At 49.3% G+C, this 21,454-nt stretch carries 22 protein-coding genes; 19 read left to right on the forward strand and 3 right to left on the reverse strand.

Annotated features, from left to right (window positions below; genetic code table 11):
• Positions 1 to 238: 238 nt before the first annotated feature.
• The 4 genes from ntrB (at position 239) to coq7 (ending at position 3,631) form a co-directional block, all read left to right on the forward strand.
• Positions 239 to 1,033, forward strand: a complete 795-nt coding sequence (gene ntrB / locus RGU75_RS09495) for a nitrate ABC transporter permease (RefSeq protein WP_322240385.1) — start codon at positions 239 to 241, stop codon at positions 1,031 to 1,033.
• Positions 1,034 to 1,196: 163 nt separating this feature from the next.
• A complete protein-coding gene (locus tag RGU75_RS09500) occupies positions 1,197 to 2,009 on the forward strand; it encodes an ABC transporter ATP-binding protein (RefSeq protein WP_322235276.1) in 813 nt (270 codons plus the stop codon).
• A 96-nt stretch (positions 2,010 to 2,105) separates the two neighbouring features.
• Complete coding sequence (locus tag RGU75_RS09505; RefSeq protein WP_322235279.1) at positions 2,106 to 2,945, forward strand: DUF3025 domain-containing protein; 840 nt, start codon at positions 2,106 to 2,108, stop codon at positions 2,943 to 2,945.
• A gap of 59 nt (positions 2,946 to 3,004) precedes the next feature.
• Positions 3,005 to 3,631: a 2-polyprenyl-3-methyl-6-methoxy-1,4-benzoquinone monooxygenase gene (coq7, locus tag RGU75_RS09510; RefSeq protein WP_322235282.1), complete on the forward strand. Its 627-nt coding sequence runs from the start codon at positions 3,005 to 3,007 to the stop codon at positions 3,629 to 3,631.
• Between the two features lie 147 nt (positions 3,632 to 3,778).
• Here the strand turns inward: coq7 and RGU75_RS09515 are convergent, their stop codons facing one another.
• Positions 3,779 to 4,225: an OsmC family protein gene (locus RGU75_RS09515; RefSeq protein WP_322235285.1), complete on the reverse strand. Its 447-nt coding sequence runs from the start codon at positions 4,223 to 4,225 to the stop codon at positions 3,779 to 3,781.
• Between the two features lie 663 nt (positions 4,226 to 4,888).
• Between RGU75_RS09515 and rplM the strand changes: the two genes are divergently transcribed.
• The 6 genes from rplM (at position 4,889) to erpA (ending at position 9,044) form a co-directional block, all read left to right on the forward strand.
• On the forward strand, positions 4,889 to 5,317 hold the full coding sequence (gene rplM / locus RGU75_RS09520) for a 50S ribosomal protein L13 (protein WP_108442890.1): 429 nt from the start codon (positions 4,889 to 4,891) through the stop codon (positions 5,315 to 5,317).
• Between the two features lie 9 nt (positions 5,318 to 5,326).
• Entirely contained in the window at positions 5,327 to 5,719 is a 393-nt protein-coding gene (gene rpsI, locus RGU75_RS09525; protein WP_108442889.1) for a 30S ribosomal protein S9, read from the forward strand.
• 452 nt (positions 5,720 to 6,171) lie between these two features.
• Positions 6,172 to 7,209: an N-acetyl-gamma-glutamyl-phosphate reductase gene (gene argC, locus RGU75_RS09530; protein WP_322235288.1), complete on the forward strand. Its 1,038-nt coding sequence runs from the start codon at positions 6,172 to 6,174 to the stop codon at positions 7,207 to 7,209.
• 91 nt (positions 7,210 to 7,300) lie between these two features.
• Positions 7,301 to 7,996 (forward strand): DUF6776 family protein, encoded by a 696-nt coding sequence (locus RGU75_RS09535; protein ID WP_322235291.1) that lies wholly within the window; start codon positions 7,301 to 7,303, stop codon positions 7,994 to 7,996.
• Between the two features lie 93 nt (positions 7,997 to 8,089).
• Entirely contained in the window at positions 8,090 to 8,539 is a 450-nt protein-coding gene (locus tag RGU75_RS09540) for a polymer-forming cytoskeletal protein (protein WP_322235294.1), read from the forward strand.
• A 145-nt stretch (positions 8,540 to 8,684) separates the two neighbouring features.
• Positions 8,685 to 9,044: an iron-sulfur cluster insertion protein ErpA gene (erpA, locus tag RGU75_RS09545; protein ID WP_322235297.1), complete on the forward strand. Its 360-nt coding sequence runs from the start codon at positions 8,685 to 8,687 to the stop codon at positions 9,042 to 9,044.
• A 168-nt stretch (positions 9,045 to 9,212) separates the two neighbouring features.
• Here erpA and RGU75_RS09550 read toward each other — a convergent pair whose 3' ends face one another.
• Together RGU75_RS09550 and RGU75_RS09555 are read right to left on the reverse strand one after the other, a co-directional pair.
• Positions 9,213 to 10,376 (reverse strand): anhydro-N-acetylmuramic acid kinase, encoded by a 1,164-nt coding sequence (locus RGU75_RS09550; RefSeq protein ID WP_322235299.1) that lies wholly within the window; start codon positions 10,374 to 10,376, stop codon positions 9,213 to 9,215.
• Positions 10,377 to 10,470: 94 nt separating this feature from the next.
• A complete protein-coding gene (locus tag RGU75_RS09555; protein WP_322235301.1) occupies positions 10,471 to 11,829 on the reverse strand; it encodes a M23 family metallopeptidase in 1,359 nt (452 codons plus the stop codon).
• Positions 11,830 to 12,181: 352 nt separating this feature from the next.
• On the opposite strand from RGU75_RS09555, the gene tyrS reads away from it, so the two are divergent.
• The 9 genes from tyrS (at position 12,182) to mraZ (ending at position 21,449) form a co-directional block, all read left to right on the forward strand.
• Positions 12,182 to 13,453 carry a tyrosine--tRNA ligase gene (gene tyrS / locus RGU75_RS09560; RefSeq protein WP_322235304.1) on the forward strand — a complete coding sequence of 424 codons (1,272 nt, stop codon included), beginning with the start codon at positions 12,182 to 12,184 and terminating at the stop codon, positions 13,451 to 13,453.
• 73 nt (positions 13,454 to 13,526) lie between these two features.
• Entirely contained in the window at positions 13,527 to 13,988 is a 462-nt protein-coding gene (gene dtd / locus RGU75_RS09565) for a D-aminoacyl-tRNA deacylase (protein WP_322235306.1), read from the forward strand.
• 123 nt (positions 13,989 to 14,111) lie between these two features.
• On the forward strand, positions 14,112 to 14,771 hold the full coding sequence (locus tag RGU75_RS09570; RefSeq protein ID WP_322235308.1) for a histidine phosphatase family protein: 660 nt from the start codon (positions 14,112 to 14,114) through the stop codon (positions 14,769 to 14,771).
• Between the two features lie 189 nt (positions 14,772 to 14,960).
• On the forward strand, positions 14,961 to 16,253 hold the full coding sequence (locus tag RGU75_RS09575; RefSeq protein ID WP_322235311.1) for a GGDEF domain-containing protein: 1,293 nt from the start codon (positions 14,961 to 14,963) through the stop codon (positions 16,251 to 16,253).
• A 145-nt stretch (positions 16,254 to 16,398) separates the two neighbouring features.
• Positions 16,399 to 17,412, forward strand: coding sequence for a tRNA dihydrouridine synthase DusB (gene dusB, locus RGU75_RS09580; RefSeq protein ID WP_322235313.1), 1,014 nt, complete (start codon positions 16,399 to 16,401; stop codon positions 17,410 to 17,412).
• A 222-nt stretch (positions 17,413 to 17,634) separates the two neighbouring features.
• The gene (locus tag RGU75_RS09585) at positions 17,635 to 17,868 is read left to right on the forward strand and encodes a Fis family transcriptional regulator (RefSeq protein ID WP_205322319.1); all 234 of its coding nucleotides are present in this window, start codon (positions 17,635 to 17,637) and stop codon (positions 17,866 to 17,868) included.
• A gap of 195 nt (positions 17,869 to 18,063) precedes the next feature.
• Complete coding sequence (purH, locus tag RGU75_RS09590; RefSeq protein ID WP_322235317.1) at positions 18,064 to 19,629, forward strand: bifunctional phosphoribosylaminoimidazolecarboxamide formyltransferase/IMP cyclohydrolase; 1,566 nt, start codon at positions 18,064 to 18,066, stop codon at positions 19,627 to 19,629.
• A 241-nt stretch (positions 19,630 to 19,870) separates the two neighbouring features.
• Positions 19,871 to 20,413: a crossover junction endodeoxyribonuclease RuvC gene (gene ruvC / locus RGU75_RS09595; RefSeq protein ID WP_322235320.1), complete on the forward strand. Its 543-nt coding sequence runs from the start codon at positions 19,871 to 19,873 to the stop codon at positions 20,411 to 20,413.
• Between the two features lie 607 nt (positions 20,414 to 21,020).
• Positions 21,021 to 21,449 carry a division/cell wall cluster transcriptional repressor MraZ gene (gene mraZ, locus RGU75_RS09600; RefSeq protein WP_322240388.1) on the forward strand — a complete coding sequence of 143 codons (429 nt, stop codon included), beginning with the start codon at positions 21,021 to 21,023 and terminating at the stop codon, positions 21,447 to 21,449.
• Positions 21,450 to 21,454: the final 5 nt, after the last annotated feature.

Here is a 21,454-nt window from a genome sequence, read left to right on the forward strand (position 1 = left end):
CCATTTCCTCATACACATATGCATGGCTGAACTGGAGACTGAATGCATCGGATCCAGAGCATCGATTAATTCAGGAGTGACAATGAACACAATCGCAAATTCCGCCACGTGTGTCAATGGCAACGCCTCGGCAGTTGAAAAAGTGGAAGTGGGCAACTCTACGATGCTGGATGCGGCGCATCCCGCAGCAACGATGGCAGAAACCGAACCTGAGATCATGAAGTTATCGGCCAGAACGATGCGCCGCCGCTCTACCATGAGTCCGGGTCTAACGGCGGTCCTTGCACCGTTATTTGGCCTGGCATTTATGATTCTGGTATGGCAATTGATCGCGATCAATAATAGCCAGTTTCCTACGCCGATGGTGACGTTGAAGGAGGCGATAAAATTATTTTCTGATCCGTTTTATCGCACGAGTCCCAATGATCAGGGGATCGGCTGGAATATTCTGGCGTCTTTACAGCGCGTGGGAATTGGATTCGGTCTGGCCGCTTTGGTCGGGATTCCACTGGGTTTCATCATTGGGCGTTTTAAGTTTATGTCCAGTATGTTCGGACCGATTATCAGCTTGCTGAAACCGGTTTCTCCTTTGGCCTGGCTACCGATTGGTTTACTGGTTTTCAAGTCAGCCAATCCGGCCGCCATCTGGTCGATTTTCATTTGCTCAATCTGGCCGATGGTGATCAACACCGCAGTGGGCGTTCAACGTGTGCCGCAGGATTATATGAACGTCGCGCGCGTACTAAATTTATCCGAATGGAAGATCGTCACCAAGATACTTTTCCCCTCGGTTTTGCCGTACATGCTGACGGGTGTGCGGCTAGCGATAGGGACGGCGTGGTTAGTGATTGTCGCCGCCGAAATGTTGACTGGTGGAGTCGGTATCGGATTCTGGGTGTGGGATGAATGGAATAATTTAAACGTTCCTCATATCATCATTGCGATTGTCGTGATCGGCGTGGTTGGGCTCCTGTTGGAACAGCTTCTGGTGGCGCTGGCGAAGGCGTTTACTTACGAGGAAGTCAGTACCTGATTGGATGTATAGACTCGAAGGATTGGCTGATGAATTGCAGCGGTAGCCGATCCTTCGAGTTCTGCTCCGGGTTATCAATAGACAGTAATAACTATGTGGTTTAAATACTGCATATAGATAACTGCAAAGCATCGACACAAAACATCGAAACAAGGGGAAAAAAATGGCACTCCGTGACGAAAAATTTATTAATATTCATCAGGCCGAAATGGTGTTTCACACGCGCAAAGGTGACTTCCACGCGTTACGTGAAATTAATCTGACAGTGCAAAAAGGTGAGTTCGTCACACTGATTGGCCACTCAGGATGTGGCAAGTCAACTTTGCTTAATCTCATTGCTGGCCTGTTGCAGCCGAGCACTGGTGTTTTATTATGTGCAAATCGTGAAATTGCCGGACCATCGCCTGAGCGCGCTGTCGTGTTTCAAAATCATTCTTTGTTGCCATGGCTGAGTTGTTACGAAAATGTATTTCTCGGCGTTGAGCGGGTATTTTCTGCAACTGAAAATAAGGCCAGACTGAAAGATCGCACTAACGCAGCATTGGCGCTAGTCGGTTTGGCGACGTCGGCGCAAAAACGTCCGAATGAAATTTCGGGTGGTATGAAGCAGCGAGTCGGCATCGCTCGGGCCTTGGCAATGGAACCCAAAGTGTTGCTGATGGATGAGCCGTTCGGTGCCTTGGATGCATTGACGCGCGCCCACCTCCAAGATGAGTTGCTGAAAATCGTTGCGAAAACTGAGTCGACGGTGGTGATGGTGACGCATGACGTTGATGAGGCTGTATTGCTTTCTGATCGGATCGTCATGATGACCAATGGACCTGCAGCAACCATCGGTGAAATTGTCGATGTACGCTTGCCGCGCCCGCGTGACAGAGTGATACTCGCTCAGGATGCGTTATATGCAGAATACAGAACCACTGTGTTGGAGTTCTTATATCGCAAGCAAGTCCGCTCCACGGAACAGGCAGCCTGATCAACGACAAAAACAGCGATCGGCGACGCCATTCATAAACGGTTGATATGTAAACAGTTGAATGCGTGGCGCAGCGCCCTGTAAAATGTGGGCAAAATGCCCACCACGCCCTTATCCTCAGCAGAACACTTCCTTGATGTCATCGACTGGCGACAGCCTTGGCTCGCACCACTGCGTGCGTGCGGTGCGCTAATCGGCATCCACGACTGGCGTTTGGCGATTAACACCATTGCGGGCGAGCGCGATGTACGCAATCATCGCGGCTTCCCGATTGTTTTTGTGCCGCAAGCGGCTTTACCTTCTGCCACTGCCTATGAAGCCTTCATTGGCGAGACAGGCAGCGTACCGACGCGTGAAAATTTGCATGATTTTTTTAATGCATTGATATGGCTATCGTTCCCGCTGAGCAAAGCGCGTCTGAATGCGCTGCAAGCAACTGAATTGTCCAAGGCTGGTACGTTATCGGGCAGCGGTAAACTACGTGGCGCAGCGCGCGACGCGGCGACTATTTTTGATGAGAATGCTGCCTTTCTGGTGGTGCGCGAAGGTCCCGTCGGTGGCATATTGGTTGCGGCGCTGAGAGAGCACCATTGGTCCGAGGCTTTCGTTTCACAGCGCCCGACCTTTAGTGCCGCCGATGCGCAGGTGTGGCTGTTCGGGCATGCGTTAGTGGAAAAACTGGTCAATCCCTATAAAGCCATTACTGCGCACACGTTCATATTGGTCGCGCCCGATAGTTTTTTTTCGCAAGACATTAACGCGAGAAGAAGCTGGATTGATCAGCGTATCGCAGCACATTTAGTGGCGCACGGGATGACCATTGGCCAACTCACGCCATTGCCGGTGCTTGGAGTACCGGACTGGTGCGCCAATCAGGATCAAGCGTTTTATGATGATGTCGCCGTGTTTCGACCAAAACGCAGGCAGGTGTTGTAGGAAATCACTGCGCCGCCTGATAAAATCAGGTCATTACATTCGATGAGTGCGCAATAATTATGCAATTCTTAGACAAAGTGATTGTTGATTTCGATCGTGCCTTGCGGGTGATGGGTGGCATTGCATCAGCATCGCGTCCTAACCCCGCATCGCAAGTAGTTGACGTTGTATTGGACGCCGATCAGCAGCGTCACAGCGCCGGTTTGATGCGCGTTAATCATGTCGGTGAAGTCTGCGCGCAAGCGCTGTATGACGCACAAGGTCGATTTGCACAAGCGCAAACCGTCAAACAACAATTTGCAGAAGCTGGGCGCGAAGAAGAAGATCATTTGGCCTGGACAGCAGAGCGTTTGCGTGAACTAGGATCGCATATCAGTTTGCTGAACCCGCTCTGGTATGTCGGCGCATACGCTCTGGGAACCGTCGCTGCGCGATTGGGAGATGCACGCAGTCTTGGGTTTGTTGCTGAAACAGAGCGCCAGGTTGAGGCACATCTGACCAGTCATCTGACTGAATTGCCAGAACAAGATGCAAAATCGCGTGCAATCGTGATCAAAATGCGGGAGGACGAAATGTCGCATGGAGCCGCTGCTAAAGCCTTGGGAGGGACGGATCTTCCGTTGCCTGCGAAAAAGGCAATGCAGGTCATGTCGAAGGTCATGACGAGCATTGCTTATTATATTTAGCGCAAATGTTGTGGGTAGACGGACTTGTTCAGTTCGGCGGGAGAGTGAGGTATGACGACACTTTTACCGGAACGCCGCACCTTTTGCCTTACTTTGCCATTCATTAGTTGAGTTGAACCTTGCTGGTCTTCCCGCCCGATTTCTCGCTTAACTGGTTGGCAGAAGCTCTGCCAAATCGTCGACGATCTCATAAGAGTGTGTCATTTCCGCCATCTTTTCCAGCATGATCGATGCTGAGCAATATTTTTCATGCGACAACTTAATAGCACGTTCCACGACGTTTGGTTTCAGGTTACGGCCACGTACGGTGAAATGGAAATTAATCTTGGTAAATACTTTAGGGTCTTTTTCGGCCCTTTCGGACGTCATCTTGACCTCGCAACCGCGAATATCTTGCCCGCTTTTCCGCAGGATGAGTACGACATCGTAGGCGGTGCAGCCGCCAGTCCCGGCCAATACTAGTTCCATCGGGCGCGGTGCCAGGTTACGACCGCCGCCATCGGGTGCGCCGTCCATCGTTACTGCGTGACCTGAGCCTGTCTCAGCCAAAAACGTCATGCCGGACAAGCCTGTCCAGCGTACTGTGCATTCCATATGTTCTCGCTGAATATGTAAAAGATGGCGCTAGTTTAACTGCTCTTGTTGTTTGTGGTTTGACGATGAGCGCATTGATCTGGCCTGCGCGGTAATAAAACAAGCAAAAAAGATAAAATGTTGCGTCGCATCATTTTATCTTTAGAGAAACGTATATGGTTAGTCAAAAAATGAGCAATATGAACTATGCGGATGGGTTATCTATAGATAAAACTTGCAAATTTGAGTACAAATTTAATTTGTAGTTTTGTTCTTGCGCTGCACAATTTCGTCTGCTAGTATGGATTGATTGGTTGTTGCTTTCGAAGCTGGCGACCAACAATGTCTCCTCCACTCTCCTCGTAGTGTGGATTCAAACCCGAAAAAGCTGTTTCGGGTTTTTTTTTGCTAGCTGTATAAATGTACTTCGCCTCCCTACAAGCCGCTTGCAGCGGCCAAAATTACAACAGTTTCGTGCGCTGCTTGGGAAAACTCGGTAGTTACATCAATGAATTTGACGCCAAGTCCTTGAAAACGTTATAATTTACGACTTTTCCGTTTGCTCAGGAAAAGATTACAAGGCAGAGTCTGGCGTTAAAAGCAACACAACAGCACCAATATTGCGGTGCGGTTGATAGTGCCGGAACCACCATTTGAGCAAATTAAACTAGTTAGGAAGTCAACATGAAAACTTTTTCCGCTAAAGGACATGAAGTCCAGCGTAATTGGTACGTGGTTGACGCGACGGACAAAGTCCTCGGACGTGTTGCCAGCGAAGTGGCACTCCGATTGCGCGGCAAACACAAACCTGAATTTACTCCGCACGTCGACACTGGCGATTTCATCGTCGTTATCAACGCTGGCAAATTGCGTGTAACTGGCGCAAAAGCAACCGACAAGACGTATTTCCGTCACTCCGGTTACCCAGGCGGTATCTACGAAACCAATTTCCAGAAAATGCAACAGCGTTTTCCAGGTCGTGCGCTAGAAAAAGCGGTCAAGGGCATGTTGCCTAAAGGCCCGCTTGGCTACGCCATGATCAAGAAGCTGAAAGTGTACGCAGATGGTTCCCATCCGCACGCTGCGCAGCAACCACTAGTACTTGAACTCTAAGGAATCGACATGATCGGTAACTATAATTACGGAACCGGCCGTCGCAAGAGTGCAGTTGCGCGCGTCTTCATCAAGTCCGGCTCAGGTCAAATCATCGTCAACGGCAAGCCAGCGAATGAGTATTTTTCGCGCGAAACCGGTTTGATGGTTATTCGTCAACCATTGGTCCTGACTAACAATGTCGAAACTTTCGACATCAAAGTCAATGTCAGCGGTGGCGGCGAGTCTGGTCAAGCTGGCGCGGTGCGCCACGGCATCACTCGTGCATTGATCGACTACGACGCAACTTTGAAACCAGAACTGTCAAAAGCTGGCTTCGTAACACGTGATGCACGTGAAGTTGAGCGTAAAAAAGTCGGTCTGCGCAAAGCACGTCGGGCAAAACAATTCTCGAAGCGTTAATATTTGCTTCTGGAATCAAGAAAAACCGCCTGGCTTACGCCCGGCGGTTTTTTTTACTTGTGTGGATCGGATTGTAGAAGCAACATAATATTTTGCAGTCGGAAAAAAGCAGCAAACGTGTGCGTGAGATGGTTATCCAGTGCAAAAAAAAGGCCTTGGTATGGCCGTATTAGTATCTCAACTAAGTACTTGTTAATATACCAATTAAGTTGCCAGATAATTCTCCGACGGGCGCAATTTGAAGTTGTCGCTTAATATTTTGCCTAATTTCACAGGGTAAATGTCGGTCTATGGAAAGTTGTTTCTACGAGGCTGCTAAAATGCAGCGTTATTCCAATCTTTCGGCGCTACTCGCGTAGATAGAGGGTGATAATTTGGAATTAATGTGCAATCAAATGTTATAACGGGTTGGCACTCATGTTGCCGTATTGTTTTCATGCAAGGACAAAAAAATGATTAAGGTTGGAATTGTTGGTGGCACTGGATATACCGGTGTCGAGTTGCTGCGTTTGTTAGCAACCCATCCTCAAGTGCAACTTATGGCGGTCACCTCACGAAAAGAGGATGGAACGCCGATTGCTGACATGTATCCGTCTTTGCGCGGCCGCATTGCGTTGTCCTTTTCAAGCCCTGAAAATGCCCACCTGGAAGCATGCGATGTCGTATTCTTTGCAACCCCGCACGGCGTCGCGATGGCGCAAGCGCCGGCGTTGCTGGCAGCAGGCGTTAAAGTCATCGATCTGGCTGCAGATTTCCGGTTGCAGGACACGGCAGTATTTGAAAAATGGTACAAACTATCGCACAACTGCCCTGATTTGCTGAGAGAAGCAGTTTACGGCTTGCCGGAGTTGAATCGTGCAGCGATTAAAGAGGCGCGTATTGTCGGCAATCCCGGTTGCTATCCAACGACTATGCAGTTGGGACTCGCGCCGCTGCTAAAAGCCGGAGTAATTGATGCTTCAAATCTCATTGCCGATTGTAAATCAGGCGTTTCGGGAGCTGGTCGTAAAGCGGAGGTGGCAATGTTATTCTCCGAGGCGAGTGACAATTTCAAAGCTTACGGTGTATCGGGTCATCGACATTTACCCGAGACGCTGGAACAGTTGTCCAAGCTAACGAAAGATAAAGTTGGCTTGCTGTTCACACCGCATCTGGTGCCTATGATTCGTGGCATGCACTCCACGATATACACACGTCTGAATCAAAAAATCGATAACGTTGCGTTGCAAGCGCTGTTTGAAGATACTTACAAAGATGAGCCTTTCGTTGATGTGATGCCTTTTGGTGCGCATCCCGAGACGCGCTCCACACGCGGATCGAATATGTTGCGTATTGCATTGCATCGTCCGAATGATGGCGATACCGTCGTGGTGCTTGTGGTTCAGGATAATCTGGTGAAGGGGTCATCTGGTCAGGCCGTTCAATGTATGAATTTGATGTTCGGTCTGGAAGAGACGACCGGTTTGATGCACGTTCCTGTCATGCCATGACGGCGGGGGATTATCAGCGCGGGAAATCTTTCGTCTTGGTGCGATGAAGAAGACGTTATGGCGACGACGGATGTCGATTTCAGCGCCCAAAATGAGTGTCAAAAGTCATTTTCCATGGCCGTTGAAAATTGTTTCTTTAGTGGTGATGATTGGAGTAGCGGTCGCGCTAACGTTTTGGGTCTATGAATCCGGTCGAAAATCTGCTGGCGCTCATATGAGCGCTGCCGAGAGTACGCGTACCGTGTCCGAACTAAAATCACAGGTTGTCGAGCTGAGCGCAGAGCGAGATCGTTTTTCCAGCGTTGTAAATGCATCGGAGAGCCAGTCGAATATTGCGCAGGCAACGCAAGTCCAGCTAAGTAAGCAGATCGCAACGCTGGAAGCGGATAATGCCAAACTGAAAGAGGATTTGGCATTTTTCGAGGGCTTGCTACCCACAGCCACTGGCGGAGATGGTATTGCGATCCAGCGCTTGAGTCTTCAGTTAATGTCGCCGACACAGTTGCGTTACCGCGCTTTGATTATGCAAGGTGGCAAAGTAGGGCGGGATTTTATTGGCGACGTTCAGATAATTGTGACTTTAACAGTGCGCGGCAAGAGCGTCGTGTTGTCCTTTCCGGAGCAAAATACGAATACAGTGGAGAAAGCGGGCTTTCAGCTCGACTTCAAATATTATCAGCGTGTTGACGGTGTATTAACGCTCCCGGATGGCGCGGTGGTTAAAACGTTGCAAGCAAAAGTACGCCAAAGAGGTAGGGTTCTTGCTCAGCAAACCGCAGATATTTAGCGTGGTCTTGTTTCTATTGTTCGCTCCGTTAATATGGCGCAGTATAGTAGTTCTGGGAAATATACTACTACCCGTTGGCATCAGAGGAATCACATGTTTAACCGTAAAGCAAAAAGCACAATCGATAGTTTGATTGGTGCAATGACAAGTATTCATGGCGATGTGCACTTCAAGGGTGGTCTGCGCATTGATGGGCACATTAAAGGAAATATTCTGGCCGAAGAGGGTTTAAGCTCGATGCTGGTGATTTCAGAGAAGGCTAAAGTAGAAGGCGAGATACGGGTTGCGCATCTGGTGGTCAACGGTGAGATAGTTGGAAACGTTTACTCTTCTGAGCTGCTTGAATTACAGCCAAAAGCCCGCATAACTGGAGATGTAAGTTACAAAGTGCTTGAAATGCACAGCGGCGCACTGGTGACTGGAAAGTTGACGCATGATCAAGTGACTGAACCAGCGTTAAAGTTGCTGGAAACGCGCGTAGTGCCTCAGATTGCGCAAACGTTATCGATACCCGAGTTACCGAATGGCACAGAGGCCGCATAAAAAATGTGACTTAGCGTATAAGTAGATTCGGGTATGCGTAAAGAGTAGTGTAAATAACGGGCTTTAGTGGTGGCGATGCGACAATCTGCATGATTGCTGCTAAAAGTCTATAATGACGTATTGTATGTTCCCGCAGGAGCTAGAAATGAATGCTGTCGCTGAAATCCAAGACGTTGTATCCCCGATTCTTTTTTCTGATAGTGCGGCCTCGAAAGTGGCGCAACTAATCGAGGAAGAGGGCAATCCAGATTTAAAATTGCGCGTTTTTGTGCAAGGTGGTGGTTGCTCCGGCTTCCAATATGGTTTCACATTTGATGAAATCGTCAATGAAGATGACACTACCATGAGCAAGAACGGCGTCCAGTTATTGATTGACTCCATGAGTTATCAATATTTGGTTGGTGCTGAAATTGACTACAAAGACGATCTTGAAGGCGCGCAATTCGTCATCAAAAATCCAAATGCGACCACTACTTGCGGTTGCGGATCGTCCTTTTCAGCTTAGTTTTAGTGTTGAATTGTGTGGAAAACGGCTACATGAAAATGTCTGGCTGATTGATCGCGCAATTTGCAATCATTTTGGTCGTCAAGAAATCAAAAGACACTTAAGTTATTAACTTAAGTGTCTTTTTGTATGTGCCCCAGTCACTCTACAGTTGGTGTTTGGAGTACGTTATCCCGCTGGATACAGTGCTCCCAAAATACGTGGTCCGACCGCACCAGTCACAGCGGGGAGATTTCCAGGTAGTCGCAGATCAAAACGTTGGGCTAACCAAGCGAACGCTAACGCTTCCACGTGATTCGGTGCAATACCGAGCGCTTCCGTCGATTCTACCTGGACCACTAAACCACGTTTTCCCAGTGCGCGGCCTAACATCTGCATGAGATAAGGGTTATAGGCACCGCCTCCGCAAACGACGACCAACTTGACGTCGGGGGCGTGTAATGCAATTGCGTCGGCGATAGTTGAGGCGGTTAGAGCGGCCAGCGTAGCCTGTACATCCGCAGGTGAAAACTGTGGGAATAGCGATAGTTTTGCTGCTAACCAAGCTTCATGAAACAGGTCGCGGCCGGTACTTTTCGGTGGCGGCAGAGCAAAGTAAGGCTCGTCAAGACAGGCTTTTAAGAGTAACGGGATCACAGTGCCGCCAGCCGCCCACGCGCCATTTTCATCGTAATCCTTGCCTTGGTTCAGCTTTACCCATAGATCCATTAATACGTTGCCAGGGCCGGTGTCGAAGCCGATATCGAGAGCGTTTCCTCCCTCCTTGGTTTGTTGGCGCAGGATGCTGATATTCGCCACGCCACCAATGTTGACAACCACGCGGGTTTCCACAGGATTGGCAAACACGGCTTGGTGGAAGGCTGGCACCAAAGGCGCGCCTTGACCGCCAGCGGCAATATCGCGGCTACGAAAATCAGCAATCACGTCGATTCCGGTAAGTTCGGCCAATAGTGAGGGATTGTTGGTTTGGCGGGTAAAGCCCAACTCTGGTCGATGGCGGATAGTTTGACCGTGCACACCAATAGCACGCACTTGATCGGCGCGCAGACCAGCATCGATCAATAGGCGCTCCACGCAGGCCGCGCAGTGTGTTGCTAACGTATTGGCGACCAGCGATTCACGCTCAATTTCATTGTCGCCAGCTTGTTGCAACGTCATTAACTCCCTGCGTAACGCCGCAGAAAAAGGCACATAGGCTGACGCCAGCGTTGTTGCCCGATGTTGGTTGACGACATCGTTCGGGAATGACGCCATGACACCGTCGATGCCATCCAGGCTAGTGCCCGACATCAGACCAATGAATAAAGTGGTATTCGCGTTGTGCGTAGTCATAAAAAACCCGTTGTTGGATCACCTGATTTTACAAGGACTGATCCATCAACGGGCTTTTTGAGTTGCCGGAAGGCTTAATAAACTATTGCAACCGTCAGGATTTAGCCGCTATTGGGGCAATTTTATTGAGTGCGGTCTTCGTATCTGGCTGTAGCAGGTCGAAGCGATGTGACATATCGTTTGCTACAGCGCGAAAACGTTGAAGCTTCGGACCAGCGAGCGCTTGCATCGTTGGCGCAACGACGGTCATCGGATCAAGTGGTTTATCGGCGACACGGTATTCGTAATGCAAATGTGGTCCGGTAGCCCATCCAGTCATACCAACAAAGCCGACGACGTCGCCTTGACTGATTTTGCTGCCACGGCGGAAACCTGTTGCGAAGCGGCTCATGTGCGCATAAACGGTGGAAATATTGCCAGCATGTTTAAGGATTACCACATTACCGTAGCCATTTTGCACACCGACGAAATCAACTACGCCATCACTTGCTGCATGGATAGGCGTTCCGGTTGGGGCCGCAAAATCGACGCCGCTATGCATTTTCCAGCCACCCAAAATCGGGTGCGTACGCATGGAAAATCCTGAAGAAATACGAGTGAACGCCAATGGAGATTTTAAAAATGCTTGCTTCAGTGACGAGCCGTCAAAGCCATAATAGCCACCGCCTTGCGTGCTCTTGGCATCGTCAAACCAGACTGCCTGAAAAGTTTTCCCGCCGTTGACGAATTCGCCTGCGAGTATGCGGCCAGCACGCACAAACTGGCCGTTTTGCCAAAAAGTCTCGTAGGCAACGTTAAACCGATCACCACGCTTCAGGTCGGACGAAAAATTAATGTTGGTGCCGAACATATCGATGATCTGGGCCGAAACCGTATCGGGAATTTCTGCATCATCGGTCGCTGCAAATAGTGATGAGCGGATGACGCCAGAATGCATTTCAATGCGTTTTTCTAAGTTGGAGGTTTCTTCTGTGGCACTAAATTTGTCACCGTTGCGCGTTACTATCAGATTTTTAGGCGCATCTCCGTCTGTACGGGTAGCGCGCATCCACTGTAAATCGCCTTCAGTATCGGTTTGAGCCTGTACCATGCTGCCCGGCTTGAGGCGTAACATGTTGCGAGCGATAGCATCGGATTTAATAAAATTTGCAGCGGCGGCGTCGTTAATGCCAAGTCGGGTCATCAGAGCGGCTAATGTATCGCCCGCACGCATTTTATCTTCGGCGACGTAGAGGTGATCCTGGGATTCTAGCGCAGTGACTTGCTGCTGTAGACTTGGCAGCTTGAGTTCTTCTGCGATGGCTCTGACGTGAATATCAGAACTCTCTGGCGTGATCGGTGATACTCCAGCAGCGCCGAAGGCGCAGACGACGAGAAACAAGGCGGAAGCCGAAACAATGCGGGTTTTACGTGATGAACCAGTCAACAGCTTTAAGCTGGGACGAATGTTCATGAATTTATCTTTAAAGGACATGGAGCTATACGTTAAAATTTGCCGTTTGTACCGATTCTCGTTAATGTTCTTGTGTTGACAGACACTATGGCAGGGGTTTTAGGGAATCGAGGATTATATCAGATCACAATTTGCCAGTAATAAAAATGTCAAATAATTAACTTTTCGAGTTCTTTCAGGTATTACATGGACCTTTTATCCGACGTGAGCGCCGTTGTGAGCGTCAACTTCGTATTCGCTTTGTTTGAGCTTTGTTATTACGCTTTGTAATTGAGTTTCGTCGCTGAACTTTGCCGTCCAGCTTAATGCACTAAATTTTAGAACTTACTAGGCTACACACAAGAAATAAACTATGTCTTTATCCCCAAATACCACGCCTGCGTTGTCTGCGAACGCAGCACCCGAAAACAAAACACTGATCCTTTCCGATAAGGTACAGGAAGCATTGGCTATCGCCAAACGCGGTACGGAGGAGCTGCTGATTGAAGCGGATTTTGCACGCAAATTGCAGCGCTCGGAGCAAACGGGTAAGCCTCTTCGGATTAAACTCGGACTCGATCCCACCGCGCCGGATTTACATCTTGGTCACACCGTCGTTCTCAACAAGATGCGTCAGTTGCAGGATCTGGGTCATCAGGTCATCTTCCTGATTGGTGATTTTACCTCGATGATCGGTGACCCATCAGGGCGCAACATCACGCGTCCGCCATTGACACGTGAACAGATCGAAGAAAACGCCAAGAGTTATTTTGCCCAGGCCAGCCTGGTGCTGGACGGAGAGCGCACCGAAATTCGCTACAACTCGGAGTGGTCCGATAAGTTGGGCGCGCGCGGCATGATTCAGTTATCGGCCAAATACACAGTCGCCCGGATTCTGGAGCGAGAAGACTTTACCAAACGCTATAAGGCTGGTACGCCGATTTCTGTGCACGAGCTGCTTTACCCTTTGATGCAAGGTTACGACTCTGTTGCGTTGGAATCCGATCTCGAATTAGGTGGCACTGACCAAAAATTCAATCTGCTGGTCGGGCGCGAACTGCAAAAAGATTATGGACAAGAGCCGCAATGTATTCTCACCATGCCGCTGTTGGAAGGCTTGGATGGCATCGAAAAAATGTCGAAATCCAAGGGAAATTACATCGGTATTACAGAACCCGGCAACACCATGTTCGCAAAAATCATGAGTATTTCGGATGTCATGATGTGGCGTTATTATGAGTTGCTGTCGTTTAAATCGCTGGCCGATATCGCGGGATATAAGGCGCAAGTTGCTGGCGGTCAGAATCCGCGTGATATCAAGGTCGCACTGGCCCAGGAAATCGTAGCCCGTTTTCACAGCCAGCAAGCGGCAGAAGACGCGCTTGCCGATTTCAACAATCGGGCCAAAGGGGGAATTCCAGACGATATCCCGGAAGTCAGCATTAGTGGCGCACCGATGGGTATTGGCCAGTTACTCAAGCAAGCCAATTTGTGTCCATCCAGTTCTGAAGCTTTACGCATGGTGGAGCAAGGCGGGGTGCGGATTGATGGCGTGGTGATTAGTGATAAAGCATTGAAAGTTGATGCCGGTACACTCGTAGTTCAGGTGGGAAAGCGTAAATTTGCACGTGTCACTTTGCGCTAAGTCCGATCCTTACACAGCGTTGTAAAGCGAGCGTTTTACAACCTGATTAATTTTTAATGCAAGGCGGCTTAATTTGATCGGACTCATTCAGCGCGTAAGTGATGCCAGCGTGGTGGTCGATTCAGTGACTATCGGAAGGATTGATGTCGGACTCATGGTGCTGGTGTGCGCTGAGCGAGGCGATACGGAAAAACAGGCCGATGCGTTACTGACAAAAATACTCGGTTATCGCGTATTTTCCGATGCTGCTGGCAAGATGAATCGCAGCGTCATTGACGTTGCCGGTGGATTGTTGTTAGTGCCGCAATTCACCTTGGCTGCGGATACTAACTCGGGAACGCGCCCATCCTTTACACCCGCCGCAACGCCGGATGACGGTCGGCGCTTGTTCAGTTATTTCGTGACCCAAGCCGCGACCAGGCATGCGGACGTTGCGACAGGTTTATTCGGTGCCGATATGAAAGTGACGCTGACGAATGATGGCCCTGTGACGTTTTGGCTGCAAATTAAGCCGCCGACGGTGACGGTTGCTTGATTTTCTGCGACTGATCGAACGTGTTGTGAGCAAAAGGTAATAAATTGGAGAGCGTGTTTCAGGTTTTTTTTGCATGATATTCAGAAGCACTATTCCACGTAGTACGGATTCCAACAGGCGCGCATGCAGACCACAGAAATTTTATTGATTCGCCACGGCGAAACAGACTGGAATAAAGACAAGCGGCTACAAGGGCACCTCGATATTGCGCTTAATGCGGAAGGTCAGCGCCAAGCGCAAGCACTTAGCGCTTGTTTGGCTGAGTTGACGTTGGATGCTGTTTTTTCGAGTGACTTGCAGCGCGCTCGCGACACTGCTCAACCGTTGGCAGCACAGCATGGATTGACGCTGGACGTTCATGCTGACCTAAGGGAACGTTGTTATGGCGTGATGGAGGGATTGCGACGTCCTGAAATTGCAGAGCGCTACCCGGAGGCTTTTAATGCATTGAATACACGGGAATTGGATGTGCGTTATCCGCCCGGTGTCAATGTGGCTGAGACGCTAAACGAGTTTTCGGAGCGCGCAATGGGTGCAATGCAACGGATACTTGGCAACACCAGCCACCGTAGGATTGCTATCGTCAGCCACGGAGGATTTCTCGATTGTATTTATCGCCATATTGAGAATAGGACGATGAGAGAGATGCGAAAGTTCGATATTTTGAATGCCAGTATCAATCGCCTTGTATGGACCGGCGCGCAACTAAAACTGGTCGACTGGGGCGATGTCAGCCATTTAAGGTATTTGAATAACATTGCTCTGGATGAGATAGATCGTTAAGTCATTGATCGCCAAACAATCGGTTCGTTGTTCCGCATGATGAAATGTAAATGTGACGTTCTTTCGGTTGTTCCTGACAAGCATCTCAATGCGTAAGTTGGTTAGTACGCACGGTAATATCCGCCAATTAGACCAATTGTTTGTGCTAATCTTCTCGAGTGGGATCACCATAAAACATTCGGGGCTAGCATGAAATTCAGTTTGTTTTCCTCCTGTGCGCAACGCGCAGCTGCTGTGCTCCGCGCATCTGGACTTAGTCCGCCCGGCGCACCGCTCGTGGCGGCGGATGACAGCCTGTTGCAGCCGTCAAATGTTGCCTTACTTGATACAGAGCGCCGCAATGCAGAGCGTCTCTCTACAGAGCGTCTCTCTACAGAGCGTCTCCATACCGAGCGTCAAAAATTAAATGGCGTGCTGCATCAATTATTGCGCGAGTCCGCTCAAGGAAGCGGGGATCGCAAAAGTTTGCAGCGCGTTTGTGAAGTGATTTTATCGGCAACAAAAAAATTGCGTCTGGTGTGGATTGGGTTTTGTCCCGACGATGCCGCGGCGATGATTGTGCCGGTCGCGTTCACGGGGCCGTCTATGGCCGAATCTTCTACATGGGCTTTGCCCAAAGATAGTTTCGATTTTATTGCCCCTTACACCCAGGTTGTTGATTGGCACGCCGCGCAAGAGTCTGAATTTCACGCATTATTTTCGCCTTGGCAGCACAATCAACAGTACTGTTCGGTGACTAATGCTTTAGCGATTCCTTTGCGCGCAGAAAAGTCCAAAATGCGTGGCATGATTGTGTTTTATGCCGATGATTCTTGCTATTTTAATGATATTGGAATGGCTTCATTTCAGGGCCTTGCACATATTTGTGAAGTGATCTGGAAGCAATCTCATCTCACCTTTCTGCTTACTCAACATGCGCGTCTGGATCGCTTGACCGGATTATTGAACCGGCAAAGAATCGCGCGTGCGTTTGAGCGCAATGCCGCCCTCAGCGCCAAGGTCAATTCGACCCAAGCTTTATCAATCATATACTGCTGTTTACATGATTTTAACAAGCTTAGTGCTTTGTACGGATGGGTCGCCGCCGACAATATGCTGGCTTCTTTTGCCAAGGCGACGCTGTCCCAGATGCGGGAGAAAGATCAGGGAGGCCGATGGGGTAGTACCGAATTTTTGTACGTATTGCCCGGCGCAGATGCTGCGTTGGCGGAAGATTTGATGATGGCGTTTATTACCTATTTCAAGGAGTCGCCAGTCGTCGCAGATAATTGGTCGATTCGCATGGGGTTTTCGGTCGGCGCGGCGACTTACGGGATTGACGGTACTGGATTAGATGAGTTGTTGCAGCATGCGAGCCAAAATATGCGCAATTCGGCGACACCAACTGTGGCTTATGACAGTCCAGCATATAAAGATGTCGTGCGATGGCGCACTGCTGCGTCTGTACTCAATACGTCTTCTGAGTCTGGTCCGTCAGAATGATGCCTGATGGAATGAATTACCACAATAATTGAAATAATCAGGTTTGCAGGGAGGACGACCATCACAATTTAGCGCGATTATTCTCATTCGCGATAAAATATGGTCTTTCTACGTTTAACGCTCATCTTGCGCGACCTACATTGCCGTGAATATTGGCCCGTACCTGCTCCGTAATAATATCTTTGTAGCACCGATGGCGGGTGTTACAGATCGCCCTTTTCGACAACTTTGCAAAGAGTTAGGGGCGGGCTATGCAGTTTCCGAGATGGCAGCATCTAATCCGCGCCTATGGAAGACTGAAAAAACCTCACGCCGCATCAATCACGATGGTGAGATGGCACCTCGGGCAGTTCAGATTGCCGGTGCTGACCCGGTCATGATGGCGGAGTGCGCCAAATACAACGTTGATCACGGCGCTCAGGTGATTGATATCAATATGGGCTGCCCGGTCAAAAAAGTGTGCAACAGCTGGTGTGGGTCGGCTTTATTGCAAGATGAAAAATTGGTGGTGCGTATTTTGGAGGCGGTAGTGGCAGCGGTTGATGTGCCCGTGACATTAAAGTTTCGCACCGGCTGGGATCGTCTTAATAAGAACGCCCTGAATATCGCGCGCCTGGCTGAAGAGAGTGGAATCGCCATGTTAACGTTGCATGGAAGAACCCGGGCCGATGCGTATCGCGGCGATGCCGAGTACGTCACTATCGCGGCTGTGAAGGCTGCGGTGTCGATTCCAGTGGTCGCAAATGGTGACATTACGACCCCTGAGAAGGCACGTCAGGTATTGGAAATGACCAAGGCTGATGCCATTATGATTGGTCGCGCCGCGCAAGGGCGACCATGGATATTTCGGGAGATTGACCATTATTTGCGGACGGGAACGTATTTGCCAGCGCCGTTGGTTAGCGAGGTCCAGCAGTTAATGGCCGAACATTTACGGGCGCATTATAGTTTTTATGGCACGTATTTAGGTGTCCGGACTGCGCGCAAACACATCGGTTGGTACGTTCGTGATCTGGCGGGTGGCGAAGAGTTTCGTCAGCGTATGAATTTGCTGGAAGATTGCGAGCAACAGCTTGCTGCGGTAAATAGCTTTTTTGAAATGCAGTTTGCGCATGGCGAGCGGTTACAATACGGTGTAGTAGCGCAGATGGCTGCTTGAAAAAAAGTGCTTGGATCAGCGTGACCATTGAGTAAAAGACTATGCGAACATCGTCAGTATTGTGAAAAATGCGGCCTGGATAAGATAAAAACACCACAAAAATACGACAAAAATATCGATTAAAGCAAGCCGAAACCGAGATTGAAGCCAAGTTCGGATCGTGCTGGCTATGTGTTTTAGTCAAGTTAATAACCTCTAAGAATTAAAACAGCAAAGCGAAGAATGAGCAAAGAAAGTATTCAGGACGTTGTCAAGAAAAGCCTTGAGAAGTATTTTAAGGATTTGGGCGAGCAACCGCCGACCAATGTATATGACATGGTGATTTCCACCGTCGAAAAACCGGTGCTGGAAGCCGTCATTGCGCGCGCCGAGGGAAACCAGTCGCACGCGGCTGAGATGCTGGGAATTAATCGCAATACATTGCGTAAGAAACTACAGCAGCACGGTTTATTGTAATTTTTTCATCTCGAAACGAGCAAAACAAAAAGGTGTGGCAGATGCCGCAGGGCCGCGAACGTTTATATCCGCGTACAAGCAGCCATCCCTGCATGGCTGGTGACTAGCAAATCGCCCCGCACTGGTATCACGCCGGCACATGCTGCTTTGTTTGTTCATTATTGTTAGCAACGTATTATTTCCCGAGTTCCCACCATGATTAAGCAAGCCCTCATATCTGTCTCCGACAAGACTGGCATTATCGAATTTTCCCGCGAGCTGATTGCATTGGGTGTAAATATTCTGTCGACCGGCGGCACTGCCAAGCTTTTGGCTGAAAACGGTATCAAGGTGACCGAAGTGGCAGATCACACCGGCTTTCCAGAAATGCTGGACGGACGCGTGAAGACCTTGCATCCTAAGGTGCATGGTGGCATTTTAGCCCGGCGTGATTTCCCGGCGCATGTCAGCGCATTGGCTGAGCATCAGATACCGCTCATCGATATGGTGGTGGTCAATCTCTATCCTTTTCAGCAAACTATTGCAAAAGACCAATGCACATTGGAAGATGCGATTGAGAACATCGACATCGGCGGCCCCGCCATGTTGCGTTCGTCCGCTAAAAATCATAAAGATGTGATCGTGCTGTGCGATCCAACCGACTACGCCAGGGTCTTGACCGAGTTGAAGGCGAATGAGGGCGAGGCGACTTATGAGACCAAATTTACGTTGGCGAAGAAGGTTTTCGCACACACTGCCCAATACGATGGCGCAATCACCAACTACTTCACTTCTCTTGGTGAAGATAAGCAGCACGTGACGCGTAGCGCATATCCAACCACGCTCAATTTGCATTTCGAAAAAGTACAAGAAATGCGTTATGGTGAAAATCCACACCAATCAGCGGCGTTTTATCGCGACATTCAACCGATTGAAGGCGCGCTGGCGAATTATCGTCAATTGCAGGGAAAAGAACTATCCTTCAACAACATCGCCGATGCCGATGCTGCGTGGGAATGTGTAAAGAGTTTCGACGAAACGGCTTGTGTCATCGTAAAACATGCGAATCCATGCGGTGTGGCGGTTGGCACGTCCACGTTAGAGGCTTACAGTAAAGCATTGCAAACCGATCCGACCTCGGCTTTCGGCGGCATTATTGCGTTTAATCAACAGGTCGACGGTAATGCGGCTGAAGCAGTCGCCAAACAATTTGTTGAAGTCGTCATTGCGCCATCGTTTACGGATCAAGCCAAGCAAATTTTCGCTGCCAAACAAAATGTTCGCGTTTTGGAAATTCCACTCGGTAACGCACGTAATATCCATGACATTAAGCGTGTCGGTGGCGGCTTGCTGGTGCAAGCACCAGATGCAAAAAATGTTACCTTGGCAGAAATCAAGGTAGCCAGCAAAAAACAACCGACTCCTCAACAGTTGCAAGACCTGATGTTTGCCTGGCGCGTTGCCAAGTTCGTTAAATCGAACGCCATTGTTTTTTGTGGAAATGGCATGACGCTGGGTGTTGGCGCTGGTCAGATGAGTCGGGTCGATTCTGCACGCATCGCATCGATCAAAGCCCAAAACGGCGGGTTGTCGCTGGTCGGCTCGGCGGTTGCTTCAGACGCGTTCTTCCCGTTCCGTGATGGCCTCGATGTTGTTGTTAACGCTGGCGCCACCTGTGTGATTCAGCCAGGTGGTTCGATGCGCGACCAGGAAGTGATTGATGCTGCCGATGAACATGGCGTCGTCATGCTATTGACTGGCATTCGCCATTTCCGTCATTAAGTTGCCGCTAACAAGTTGCTGTAACCGACTAAGTTAATCGACTAAGTTAATCCGAGATAGCAACAAGGTAGTTGTTATAAACTTCGCAGCCATCTTGACCGGTCGTTTTATCCGGTCTGGTTGGTTGTAATCAATGAGCGTATTCAGCGGGCACGAAGGCCTGGCTTGAGTTTTCGCACGACGATTTATCGATCCGTATGATTTACACAGATAGAAGCTTTGCTGAGGTAGTCCGTTAACTATGAGAATCCTCGGTATTGATCCCGGTTTGCGTACCACTGGCTTTGGCGTTATTGACAAGCAAGGACACAAACTTGCCTACGTGGCATCCGGCACGATCAAGACACCGGACGCCAGTTTGCCGGAGCGTCTGAAAGTTATTTTGGCCAGTGTCTCCGAAGTGGTAAAGACTTATTCGCCGGACTGCTCGGCAATAGAGATCGTTTTTGTTAATGTAAATCCACAATCCACGCTGCTACTGGGTCAGGCCCGTGGTGCTGCAATTTGCGCGCTGGTTAGTGCTGATTTACCTGTCGCCGAATATACCGCTTTGCAAATCAAGCAAGCGGTAGCGGGGCACGGTAAAGCACAAAAGCAACAAGTCCAGGATATGGTCCAACGTTTACTGTCTCTGCCGGGTTTGCCGGGGACTGATGCTGCCGACGCCCTGGCCGTAGCGATTTGTCATGCGCACTCGGGGGATGCACTTGCAGCACTGGCGGCGCTTGCACCCTCGTTGGCGAAAAAAGGATTACGTGTAAAGGGTGGTCGTTTGATCGGGTAAATACCTTCGGTGTACTCAGGGCACTGGAAAGCGATACGACCGTCATTTTTTTGCCGAATTGGTGATAATCTTATTTTTGCAATATCGTTTTAATCTTGGCTTCAGTTTACCTTAATGTGTTTTTCTTCATGCTTTTTCTATTTTTTTCGCTATCCCAAAATCTGACTTCTTCCTCTGTCCTTTTTACCCTCCCAATTTGAATTGCTTATTGACTCGGCGCACCTGCGATGAACTCTTCTTTTCGAGTTTGTGTCCAGTTGTGGTCAAAATCCGAATTGCATTAGTCAAAAAATGCACAATTTAAGAGCGCATAAGACACCACTAAACACATGTGTTTATCTCATAAGAAACTTTTATAGTATTCGGTAAGTCCTTCATTAATAGAGGTATTTGGTTTTTTGTGGTTTCGAGGTTTTGTCGGCAAAGTTACGCTAAGTCATTGACTTTACACAAAAATTTGCAATTTACATGGACTAAATGGCTTGACCTCTTATAAGGCATACTCTAAAGTGGGTGGCAGTGTGAAAAAGTGTGTTTTTGTGGGGCGTTTTTGTTGCTCATAAAAACATTTTTTGCGCTGTTCACAGTATTCAACAAGGAGTCTGCGGTGTTTCAGGGTGCGTCAGCATTAAATCTCGATGCGAAAGGACGGATGTCAGTACCGTCAAAGCATCGTGACGCGCTGACCGTTCAATGCGAGGGTCGCCTGACCGTCACCAAACACCCGCACGGCTGCCTGCTTCTATTTCCACGTCCGACATGGGAGACCCACCGCGAGAAAATAGCGGCGTGGCCAATGTCGGCGCGTGCCTGGCAACGTATTTTTCTTGGAAATGCTTCTGATGTTGAACTCGATTCTGCCGGGCGCATTTTGATCGCTCCGGAATTACGCGTCGCAGTTGGTCTATCGCGAGAAGTAATGTTGTTAGGTATGGGAAGCCATTTCGAGATTTGGGATGCAGCCAAACTGGCTGAAAGCGAGTCGCAAGCAGTTGCGGCTGGCATGCCCGATGTTTTAAGTAACTTTTCATTCTGACGGCG

It is taken from the genome of Glaciimonas sp. CA11.2 (genome assembly GCF_034314045.1).
In the GTDB taxonomy this organism is placed as follows: Bacteria; Pseudomonadota; Gammaproteobacteria; order Burkholderiales; family Burkholderiaceae_D; genus Glaciimonas.